Below are 10,156 nucleotides of genomic sequence, written 5' to 3'. Positions count from 1 at the left end.
CGCACCACCTCGGCGGGCTGACTGATGGTCGTACCCCTGGGTAGGCTGCCGGCATGACTGCCAAGGTGACCCTGTCGCTCGCCGACGAGACGATCGAGCAGGCCCGGTGGTTCGCCCGCCGCGAGGGGCTCTCCCTGTCCGCCTGGATGGACCAGGCCGCCCGGGAGAAGACGCTGCGGGCGGTCTTCTCCGCCCACGCCGACGCGGTCAGCCGTGCCGGTCTCGACTGGGAAACCCCCGCGCTCGCTGACGCCCACGAGGTGGGGCTGGTCAACGACCTGCTCCGCGGTGGCCGTCCGCGTGCTGCATAGGGGCGAGGTCTGGCGGATCTCGGGGGCCCGGGAGCGGCTGGGGCTGGTCGTCAGCTCCGACGTCTACAACTCCACCGCGGTACCGATCGTGATCGTGGCGGAGGTGGTGGAGACGGCGCTGCTGCGGGACTCCCCCCTCGCGGTGTCGATGGGCGAGCGGGTGGTGATGCCGGACCGGCTCTCCTCGCCGATGAAGCAGTGGTTCTCCGAGTGCGTGGACGTGGCCGACCACGAGGTCATGCGTCGGGTCGGCCGGGCGCTGCGCATCCTGCAACAGCTCTGAGTCACCCGCCGATCGCCTGCTGACCGAGAGCGCTCCTCACCGGCCGGTGACCAGCTCGGTGCGCGCACCGTTGCCTCCCCGAATCCAGCGACGAACGCTGCGGTAACGCCGGCTTCCTAGGTTCCAGCCGGGCCCGCTCGACACCGAACAACCGGTGCGGCCGGCGGGTCAGGACGGCCCGGCCGGAAGGAGCGCCTGATGACGACGAGCGTGCCCGCGACGACCACCGCGGAGGAGATCGACCTACACCGCGGCCGGGGCCGCTGGATTGGCCACTGGGATCCGGAGGACGAGCACTTCTGGCGGACCGTCGGCCGGGCTGTCGCCCGGCGCAATCTGATCTATTCGATCTTCGCCGAGCACATCGGGTTCTCCGTCTGGCTGCTCTGGAGCATCGTGGTGGTCCGGTTGGACGATGTCGGCTGGACGCTCACCACCAGCCAGGCGCTCTGGCTGACCGCCGTGCCCAGCGGCGTCGGCGCGTTGTTGCGGCTGCCGTACACCTTCGCGGTGCCGGTCTTCGGTGGGCGGAACTGGACCGTGATCTCCGCCCTGCTGCTGATCGTTCCGGCTGCCGGGTTGGCCTGGGCGGTGCAGCACCCGGAGATCGGCTTCGTGCCGTTGCTGCTGATCGCGGCCACGGCCGGGTTCGGCGGCGGGAACTTCGCCTCCAGCATGGCGAACATCTCGTTCTTCTACCCGGAGCGGGAGAAGGGGTGGGCGCTTGGGCTGAATGCGGCGGGCGGCAACATCGGGGTCGCCGTCGTGCAGTTCCTGGTGCCGCAGGTGATCGTGCTCGGCGGTGGCCTCGCGCTGGCCCGAGCCGGCCTGATGTACCTCCCGCTCGCGGTGATCGCGGCGGTCTGCGCCTACCTGTGCATGGACAACCTGGTCGAGGCCAAGGCGGACGTGGGGCCGGTCTGGTCTTCGCTGCGGGACCGGAACACCTGGATCATGTCGCTTTTGTACGTCGGCACGTTCGGCTCCTTCATCGGCTATTCGGCGGCCTTCCCGACGCTGCTCAACGGGGTCTTCGGCCGGCCCGACATCGCGTTGTCCTGGGCGTTCCTCGGTGCGGCGGTGGGCTCACTCTGCCGACCCTTCGGTGGTCGTCTCGCCGACGCCATCGGTGGTGCCCGGGTCACCGTGGCCAGCTTCGTGTTGATGACCGGCGGTGCGTACCTGGCGCTGTGGTCGGTGCGGGAGCGGTGGCTGGAGCTCTTCTTCCTGGCCTTCATGCTGTTGTTCGTGGCCACCGGGGTCGGCAACGGATCGACGTACCGGATGATCTCTCGGATCTTCCAGGTGCGGGGGGAGGAGCTCGGCGGTTCGCCGGAGACCATGCGTGCCATGCGCCGGCAGGCGGCCGGGGCGCTCGGGATCATCTCCGCGATCGGCGCCTTCGGCGGCTTCCTGGTCCCGATCTGCTACGCGTGGGCGAAGTCGGCGTACGGCAGCATTCAGCCGGCGCTGTGGTTCTATGTCGGCTTCTTCCTGCTGTTGACCGTGCTGACGTGGGCTGTGTACCTGCGCCCGGGGGCCCGGCTGGCCTCGGCTCGGGTGTGACTTCGGTCATCGTCGACCGGTACCGTGGGCGGGAAGCCAGCCGGCTCCGGCCCAGCCCGCCGGGCCGACCGGACCCGGTTTTGCCGGCTGGCCCGGCGTTGGGTATCGTTACCTGCTGTTGTGCGACATCTAGGGGCGTGCCGTCTGAGGTGCGCTTGGTCGTTCGTGCGCGCTGGCTCGGCTGAAAGTCATGGTCACCCGGTGCGCAGGCCCCAGACCGACGACGAGACAAGGTAAACCTGTGCGTACGTACAGCCCGAAGCCGGGTGAGATCGAGCGTCAGTGGCACGTTATCGACGCCTCTGATGTCGTGCTGGGCCGCTTGGCCACCCATGCCGCCACGTTGCTGCGCGGCAAGCACAAGCCGACTTTCGCGCCGCACGTCGACACGGGCGACTTTGTCGTCATCGTGAACGCCGGCAAGGTCGCGCTGACCGGTAACAAGCGGCAGCAGAAAATCGCCTACCGGCACTCCGGTTACCCCGGCGGCCTCAAGCAGGTCGGCTACGACGAGCTGCTGACCAAGCGCCCCGAGCGGGCCGTTGAGCTGGCCGTGAAGGGCATGCTCCCGCACAACAAGCTGGGCCGGAAGCTGATCAAGAAGCTGAAGGTCTACGCCGGTGCCGAGCACCCGCACGGCGCGCAGCAGCCAGTGCCGTTCGAGATCAAGCAGATCGCGCAGTGAGCGCGGGCGAAGGAAGCAGCATGACCGACATCATCGCCACCGAGGTCGCCCCCGAGGCCGCCGAGGCGCTGGCGCCCGTCGTCCGCGCGCCCCTTGGTGACCGGCCGATCCAGACCGTGGGTCGCCGCAAGGAGGCCATCGTTCGGGTCCGTATCGTCCCGGGCACTGGCAAGATCACCTGCAATGGCCGCGACCTTGAGGCGTACTTCCCGAGCAAGGTGCACCAGCAGCTGATCAAGGACCCGCTGGTCACCACCGAGAAGGCGGAGCAGTTCGACGTCATCGCGAACCTGCGGGGCGGCGGCACCACCGGCCAGGCCGGTGCGCTCCGGCTGGCCATCGCCCGCGCGCTGATTGCCAGCGAGCCGGACGACCGTCCGGCACTCAAGAAGGCCGGCTTCCTGACCCGGGACGCGCGGGTCAAGGAGAGCAAGAAGTACGGCCTCAAGAAGGCCCGTAAGGCTCCTCAGTACTCGAAGCGCTGACGATCAGCTGCTCGTTGTACTTCTGACGGACGGCCGGGCCGCCTCCTGCGAACGGAGGTGGCCCGGCCGTTTCCGTTTTTCACCATCGGCAGTCGCATCGGAGGTTCGACGGGAATGGGTCGGTTGTTCGGCACGGACGGGGTACGGGGACGGGCGAACGCGGATCTCACGCCCGAGTTGGGGCTCGCGGTGGCGGTTGCTGCCGCGCACACCCTCGCCGAGGCGGATCGGAGCCACCCCCCGCTGGCCGTTGTCGGCCGGGACACCCGGGCCAGCGGCGAGATGCTGGAAGCCGCGGTGGTGGCCGGGCTGACCAGTGCCGGCGCGAACGTCGTACGGGTCGGCGTCCTGCCGACCCCGGCAGTGGCGTTCCTCACCGCGGAGGCCAAGGCCGATATCGGGGTGATGCTCTCCGCCTCGCACAATCCCATGCCGGACAACGGCATCAAGCTCTTCGCCGCCGGTGGGCACAAGCTACCGGACGAGATCGAGATGAAGATCGAGACGGCGGTCGAGACGAACGCGACGACCGCCTGGAAGCGCCCCGTGGGGGCGGGGGTCGGCCGGGTCCACGACCTGCTCGACGGCGCCGACCACTACGTGCAGCACCTGGCCGGCACCGTGCCACACCGGCTGGACGGGATCAAGGTCGTGGTGGACTGTGCCAACGGCGCCGCCGCCGAGGTGGCCCCGGCGGCGTACCGGGCGGCCGGCGCCGAGGTGGTCGCGATCCACGCGGAGCCCGACGGTCTCAACATCAACGACGAGTGCGGCTCCAACCACGTGGCGGCGCTCCGGCAGGCCGTCGTCGAGCACGGCGCGCAGCTGGGCATCGCCCATGACGGCGACGCCGACCGTTGCGTGGCGGTCAGCGCCGATGGTGACGAGGTGGACGGCGATCAGGTGATGGCGATCCTCGCACTGGCGATGCGGGAGGCCGGCACGCTCACCGACGACACCCTGGTAGCGACCGTGATGAGTAACCTCGGCCTGCGGATAGCCATGTCGCGGGAGGGGATTCGGCTGGTCGAGACGAAGGTCGGTGACCGGTACGTGTTGGCGGAGCTGCGCGCCTCCGGCCTGGCGCTCGGTGGCGAGCAGAGCGGACACATCGTGATGCCCGCCCACGCGACCACCGGCGACGGCGTGCTGACCGGCCTGCACCTGATGTCCCGGATGGCGGGGACCGGCAAGTCCCTGGCCGAGCTGGCAGCCGTGGTTACTCCGCTGCCTCAGGTTTTGCTCAACGTGCCGGTCGGTGACCGTACCGTGGGTGCGGCGGCTCCGACCGTACGGGCCGAGGTCGCGCGGGCCGAGGCCGAGCTGGGCGATTCCGGCCGGGTCCTGCTGCGTCCCTCGGGCACCGAGCCACTGGTCCGGGTGATGGTGGAGGCCGGTACCGAGACGACGGCGCGGGCGGTGGCCGAGCGGATCGCCGAGCAGGTCCGCACCGCCAGCCCGGTCAGCTGACCTGGTGCATCCCCGCCGGCGACGGGTGCTGGCGGGGCGCGTTCACCAGGCCAGCCGCCGCAACCGGGTGACGGCCTCGGCCAGGATCTCCGGGCGTTTGCAGAAGGCGAACCGGACCAGCCGCCGGCCGGCCTCCGGGTCGTCGTAGAAGACCTGGGTCGGGACCGCGACCACGCCACAGCGTTCCGGCAGCGCGCGACAGAACTCGACCCCGTCTCGGGCGCCGAGCGGGGTCACGTCGGCGGTGACGAAGTAGGTGCCCTCCGGTGGTCCGACCCCGAACCCGGCATCGGCGAGGCCGGTGACGAGTTGGTCCCGGCGGGCCTGCATCCCGGCCCGGAGCTCGGTGAAGTAGCTGTCGGCCAGGCCCAGCGCCACCGCGACCGCGGGTTGCAACGGTGCGGCGTTGACGAAGGTGAGGAACTGCTTGACCCGCAGGACCGCCGACACCAGCGACGCCGGCCCACTCGCCCAGCCGACTTTCCAGCCGGTGCAGGAGAAGGTCTTGCCGGCTGAGGAGATCCGCAGCGTCCGTGCCCGCATCCCGGGCAACGTGGCGAGGGGCACGTGGCCGGCGGCGGCATCGGTGAAGGCGAGGTGTTCGTAGACCTCGTCGGTGACGGCGTACGCGTCGTACTCGTGGCACAGCTCGGCCACCAGCGCCAGTTCGGTGGGGGTGAAGACCTTGCCGGTGGGGTTGTGCGGGGAGTTCAGCAGCACCAGCCGGGTACGCGGCCCGAACGCGGCGCGCAGCTCGTCCGGGTCGACCGCGTACCGGCTGGCTGCTCCGGGGCGCAACGTCACGGGGCGTCGACGGGCGCCGGCGAGCGCGATCGAGGCGGCGTACGAGTCGTAGTAGGGCTCGAAGCAGACCACCTCGTCGCCGGGCTCGCAGAGGCTCAGGATCGCCGCCGCGATCGCCTCGGTGGCGCCCGCGGTCACCACGATCTCGCCCTCGGGGTCGTACTCCAGCTCCCAGAACCGTTGCTGGTGTGCGGCCACGGCGGCGCGGAGGGCGGGGATGCCGGGCCCGGGTGGGTACTGGTTCTGTCCGCCGCGCAGCGCCTCCGCCGCGGCCGCCAACATCTCGGGTGGACCGTCGCTGTCCGGAAAGCCCTGCCCGAGATTGACCGCCCCGGTACGGCTGGCGAGGGCGGACATCTCGGCGAAGATTGTCGTCCCGAAGGGGCGCATTCGGGCTACCAAAGCATCGACATGGGCGGTCGTCACGTCTGTCAGCCTACGGACTGTCCGGGTCGGTTCAACCCACCACGGTCGCCGATCGTTCTTCGTGACGCTCGGTAACCACTCGCACCATTCGCTCAAAGCCAATGCTTGTTTACCCGCCTTTCGAGCACCTCCGATGATTGAAACTGGGTTAGGCTGCCACCCATGTGTGGAATCGTGGGTTACGCCGGTGCGCGTCCGGCGCTCGGCATTGTGCTCGATGGGCTGCGACGGCTGGAGTACCGCGGCTACGACTCGGCGGGCGTCGCCATCATCTGCGCGGATGAGCTGCTGGCGGAGAAGAAGGCCGGCAAGCTGGCCAACCTGGAGAAGGTCCTCGCCGAGCGGTCCGCGCGGGATCCGGAGGCCTGCGCCGCATCCCCGATCGGGATCGGGGATGGGGTCACCGGAATCGGCCACACCCGCTGGGCCACCCACGGCGGCCCCACCGACCGCAATGCCCACCCGCACCTCTCCCCGGACGGTCGGGTTGCGGTGATCCACAACGGCATCATCGAGAACTTCGCGAAGCTGCGCGCCGAGTTGGAGGCCGACGGGGTCCAGTTCGGCAGCGACACCGACACCGAGTGCACCGCCCACCTGCTCGCCGGGGCCCTCGCCGACCTGCGTTCCGCCGGGCATCCGGAGGGGCCGCAGCTGCTCGCCGCCGGCATGCGGGTCGTCTGTCAGCGCCTGGAGGGGGCCTTTACCCTGCTCGCCGTGGACGCCGGTGTTCCGGGCGCGGTGGTCGGCGCGCGGCGTAACTCGCCCCTGGTCGTCGGCCGGGGCGACGGCGAGAACTACCTGGCGAGCGACGTCTCGGCGTTCATCGAGCACACCCGCGAAGCGATCGAGCTGGGTCAGGATCAGCTCGTCCTGATCACCGCCGACAGTATCGAGATCACCGACTTCGCCGGCCAGCCCGCCACCGGCAGGGACTTCCACATCGACTGGGACTCCTCCGCCGCGGAGAAGGGCGGTTACGACTGGTTCATGCTCAAGGAGATCGCGGAGCAGCCGCAGGCTGTCGCCGACACGCTGCTGGGCCGGCTCACCGAGACCGGCGAGATCATGCTTGACGAGGTTCGCCTCAGCGACCAGGACCTGCGCGACGTGGACAAGATCTTCATCGTCGCCTGCGGTACCTCGTACCACGCCGGAATGGTGGCCAAGTACGCGATCGAGCACTGGACAAGGATCCCCTGCGAGGTGGAGCTGGCCAGCGAGTTTCGTTACCGCGACCCGGTGCTCGACCGGTCCACCCTCATCGTGGTGATCTCGCAGTCCGGCGAGACGATGGACACCCTGATGGCGCTGCGGCACGCCAAGGACCAGAAGGCCCGCGTCCTGGCGATCTGCAACACCAACGGCTCGACCATTCCCCGGGAGTCCGACGCGGTCCTCTACACCCACGGTGGGCCGGAGATCGCGGTCGCCTCCACCAAGGCGTTCCTGACCCAGCTCGTCGCCTGCTACCTGATCGGCCTGCATCTGGCCCAGGTGCGCGGGATCAAGTTCGCCGACGAGGTCGCCGCGGTGGTGTCCCAGCTCCAGGAGGTGCCGGGCAAGCTGCGCGAGCTGCTGGGGCGGATCGAGCCGGTACGCGAACTGGCCCGGGAGCTGAAGTCCGAGTCGACCGTGCTCTTCGTCGGTCGGCACGTCGGCTACCCGGTAGCCCTGGAGGGCGCCCTGAAGCTCAAGGAACTGGCGTACATGCACGCCGAGGGCTTCGCCGCGGGCGAGTTGAAGCACGGCCCGATCTCGCTCATCGACGAGGGCACCCCGGTGATCTGCATCGTGCCGTCGCCGATCGGCCGCGGCATGCTGCACGACAAGATCGTCTCCAACATCCAGGAGGTGCGGGCCCGGGGCGCCCGGACCATCGTGATCGCCGAGGAGGGGGACGAGTCTGTCGTCCGGTACGCCGACCACCTGATCTACGTGCCGCGTACGCCGACCCTGCTCACACCGCTGGTGACCACCGTGTCGCTGCAGGTTTTCGCCGCGGAGATCGCCGCTGCCCGGGGCCACGACGTTGACCAGCCCCGCAACCTGGCGAAGTCCGTCACCGTCGAGTGATTCGCGAGGTCGCCAGGAACGCCGTGGGCACGCCGGCCGTCGTGCCCGCGGATGGCGACCCGGCGGGGGTGTCCCGAGTGGCGGCAACGGCAGCATGCGCGGGGCACCGCGCCGGTAAGGTGAGCGCATGATCGTCGGGGTCGGCATCGACGTGGTCCTGGTGGAGCGGTTCGCGCGTGCGCTGACCCGGACGCCGCTGCTCGCCGACCGGCTCTTCACCGAAGCCGAGCGGTACACCAGTTCTGGTAACGCCCGTTCGCCCGAGTCGCTCGCCGCCCGCTTCGCGGCGAAGGAGGCGGTGGCCAAGGCGCTCGGTGCCCCGAGCGGGCTGAGCTGGCACGACTGCGAGATCGTGCCGGATCCGGATGGCCGGCCGTGGTTGACCGTCTCCGGCACGGTCGCGGCGGCGGCGGTCGAGCGGGGGGCCAACCGGTGGCACCTGTCGCTGTCGCACGACGGGGGCATCGCGTCGGCCATGGTGGTCGCGGAACGCTGATCGGTGGCGTGCCCGGTCCAGTCGGGCACGGGGACGGAGTGGGATGAGACCGGTGTGGCGGGTGGCGGACGTACGCGCCGCCGAGGCGGGCTTGCTGGCGACGCTCCCGCCCGGGACGCTGATGCAGCGGGCCGCCGCGGGGCTCGCCCGCCGCTGTGCGCTGCTCCTCGCCGACCGGGGTGGTGTCTACGGCGCCCCGGTGCTGCTGCTGGTCGGCTCGGGCGACAACGGCGGCGACACGCTCTTCGCCGGCGCCCGGCTGGCCCGGCGCGGGGCGGCGGTGTCGGCGCTGTTACTGGCTCCGGGCCGGGCGCACGCCGAGGCGTTGGCGGCGCTGCGGGCCGCGGGCGGCCGGCTGGTCGACCGCCCACCGGCCCGGGTGGACCTGGTGCTCGACGGCATCGTCGGGATCGGTGGCAGCGGTGGGCTCCGGGCGCCCGCGGCGCAGCTCGCGGCGGGCCTCGGGCAGTGTCGCGGGCGGGCCGGTGGCCGGGCGACAGTGGTCGCGGTGGACGTACCGAGTGGGGTGTCGGTCGACACCGGGCAGGTGCCGCTGACCGCGTCTGGTGAGCCGGCGGCGATCCACGCCGACGTCACGGTGACCTTCGGTGCCTTGAAGCCCGCACTGGTGGTGGGCGCGGCGGCGCCCTTGGCCGGCCAGGTGGAGTTGGTCGACATCGGGCTGGAGCCCTGGCTGTGTGGCACCGCGGCGCTGCAGGTCACCGAGGGGGCGGACGTGACCGACTGGTGGCCCAGACCCGGACCGGCGGCAGAGAAGTACAGCCGGGGTGTGGTCGGTCTCGCCACCGGCTCGGCCGGCTACCCCGGCGCCGCGGTGCTCTCGGTGGCCGGTGCGTTGGCCGGCCCAACCGGCCTGGTCCGCTACGCCGGCACCGCCCGGACGGAGGTGTTGCGCCAACACCCGTCGGTGATCGCTACCGACCGGGTCGCCGAGGCCGGTCGGGTGCAGGCGTGGGTGTGCGGCTCCGGGCTGGGCACCGGTGACGAGGCGGCGGGTGCGCTGCGGGCGGTGCTCGCGGCACCGGTGCCGGCGGTGCTCGACGCGGACGCGTTGACCCTGCTTGCTGTGGGCTCCCTCGCCGACCAACTTCGGCGGCGGGACGCCCCGGTCGTGCTCACCCCGCATGATCGGGAGTTCGCCCGGCTCGCCGGCGAGGCTCCCGGCGACGACCGGGTCGCTGCCGCGTTGCGTCTGGCCGCCCGGATGAACGCCGTGGTGCTACTCAAGGGCGACCGGACGGTGATCGGCACGCCCGACGGCCGGGCCTTGGTCAACCAGACCGGGACCGCGGCCCTGGCCACCGGCGGTACCGGCGACGTGCTGGCTGGGCTGCTTGGCTCGTTGTTGGCCGCGGGTCTCGCGCCGGAGCGGGCCGCCGCCGCGGCGGCCTACCTGCACGGGCTCGCCGGCCGGGAGGCGGCGCGGGGCGGCCCGGTGGCCTCGCCCGATGTCGCCGTAGCCCTGCGCCCGGTGCTGGCCGGGCTCGGGTGGGTCGGTGGATCGACCTGGGGCGGGCCCAATTCCTGATCAAC

At 71.0% G+C, this 10,156-nt stretch carries 10 protein-coding genes; 9 read left to right on the top strand and 1 reads right to left on the bottom strand.

Annotated features, from left to right (window positions below; translation table 11 throughout):
- The first annotated feature begins 53 nt into the window (after nucleotides 1-53).
- The 6 genes from T398_RS05910 (at nucleotide 54) to glmM (ending at nucleotide 4,800) form a co-directional block, all read left to right on the top strand.
- A complete protein-coding gene (locus T398_RS05910) occupies nucleotides 54-311 on the top strand; it encodes a DUF6364 family protein (RefSeq protein WP_018222622.1) in 258 nt (85 codons plus the stop codon).
- Nucleotides 289-594, top strand: coding sequence for a type II toxin-antitoxin system PemK/MazF family toxin (locus T398_RS05905; RefSeq protein WP_018222623.1), 306 nt, complete (start codon nucleotides 289-291; stop codon nucleotides 592-594). The genes T398_RS05910 and T398_RS05905 overlap by 23 nt, the downstream gene beginning before the upstream one ends.
- Nucleotides 595-792: 198 nt before the next feature.
- Entirely contained in the window at nucleotides 793-2,160 is a 1,368-nt protein-coding gene (locus T398_RS05900; RefSeq protein ID WP_496445342.1) for a NarK family nitrate/nitrite MFS transporter, read from the top strand.
- 241 nt (nucleotides 2,161-2,401) lie between these two features.
- On the top strand, nucleotides 2,402-2,845 hold the full coding sequence (rplM, locus tag T398_RS05895; protein WP_018217015.1) for a 50S ribosomal protein L13: 444 nt from the start codon (nucleotides 2,402-2,404) through the stop codon (nucleotides 2,843-2,845).
- A 20-nt stretch (nucleotides 2,846-2,865) separates the two neighbouring features.
- A complete protein-coding gene (rpsI, locus tag T398_RS05890; protein WP_018217014.1) occupies nucleotides 2,866-3,330 on the top strand; it encodes a 30S ribosomal protein S9 in 465 nt (154 codons plus the stop codon).
- 114 nt (nucleotides 3,331-3,444) lie between these two features.
- Nucleotides 3,445-4,800: a phosphoglucosamine mutase gene (gene glmM, locus T398_RS05885; RefSeq protein ID WP_496445340.1), complete on the top strand. Its 1,356-nt coding sequence runs from the start codon at nucleotides 3,445-3,447 to the stop codon at nucleotides 4,798-4,800.
- 42 nt (nucleotides 4,801-4,842) lie between these two features.
- Here the strand turns inward: glmM and T398_RS05880 are convergent, their stop codons facing one another.
- On the bottom strand, nucleotides 4,843-6,030 hold the full coding sequence (locus T398_RS05880) for a pyridoxal phosphate-dependent aminotransferase (protein ID WP_496445338.1): 1,188 nt from the start codon (nucleotides 6,028-6,030) through the stop codon (nucleotides 4,843-4,845).
- A gap of 162 nt (nucleotides 6,031-6,192) precedes the next feature.
- Here T398_RS05880 and glmS point away from each other — a divergent pair, with 162 nt between their 5' ends.
- The 3 genes from glmS (at nucleotide 6,193) to T398_RS05865 (ending at nucleotide 10,151) form a co-directional block, all read left to right on the top strand.
- Nucleotides 6,193-8,106, top strand: a complete 1,914-nt coding sequence (gene glmS / locus T398_RS05875) for a glutamine--fructose-6-phosphate transaminase (isomerizing) (RefSeq protein WP_496445336.1) — start codon at nucleotides 6,193-6,195, stop codon at nucleotides 8,104-8,106.
- Nucleotides 8,107-8,233: 127 nt separating this feature from the next.
- Nucleotides 8,234-8,602, top strand: coding sequence for a holo-ACP synthase (locus T398_RS05870; protein ID WP_018222629.1), 369 nt, complete (start codon nucleotides 8,234-8,236; stop codon nucleotides 8,600-8,602).
- Nucleotides 8,603-8,645: 43 nt separating this feature from the next.
- The gene (locus T398_RS05865) at nucleotides 8,646-10,151 is read left to right on the top strand and encodes an NAD(P)H-hydrate dehydratase (RefSeq protein ID WP_496445334.1); all 1,506 of its coding nucleotides are present in this window, start codon (nucleotides 8,646-8,648) and stop codon (nucleotides 10,149-10,151) included.
- Nucleotides 10,152-10,156 lie beyond the last annotated feature (5 nt).

The sequence above is a fragment of the Salinispora goodfellowii genome (assembly GCF_059570675.1).
This window is presented reverse-complemented; position numbering and strand designations above follow the sequence as displayed.

What these genes read in the sequence shown, in the direction of transcription:
- T398_RS05865 (WP_496445334.1), top strand. Translation starts at nt 8,646, where the DNA reads ATGAGACCGGTGTGGCGGGTGGCGGACGTACGCGCCGCCGAGGCGGGC.
- glmS (WP_496445336.1), top strand. Translation starts at nt 6,193, where the DNA reads ATGTGTGGAATCGTGGGTTACGCCGGTGCGCGTCCGGCGCTCGGCATT.
- T398_RS05870 (WP_018222629.1), top strand. Translation starts at nt 8,234, where the DNA reads ATGATCGTCGGGGTCGGCATCGACGTGGTCCTGGTGGAGCGGTTCGCG.
- glmM (WP_496445340.1), top strand. Translation starts at nt 3,445, where the DNA reads ATGGGTCGGTTGTTCGGCACGGACGGGGTACGGGGACGGGCGAACGCG.
- T398_RS05910 (WP_018222622.1), top strand. Translation starts at nt 54, where the DNA reads ATGACTGCCAAGGTGACCCTGTCGCTCGCCGACGAGACGATCGAGCAG.
- T398_RS05900 (WP_496445342.1), top strand. Translation starts at nt 793, where the DNA reads ATGACGACGAGCGTGCCCGCGACGACCACCGCGGAGGAGATCGACCTA.
- rpsI (WP_018217014.1), top strand. Translation starts at nt 2,866, where the DNA reads ATGACCGACATCATCGCCACCGAGGTCGCCCCCGAGGCCGCCGAGGCG.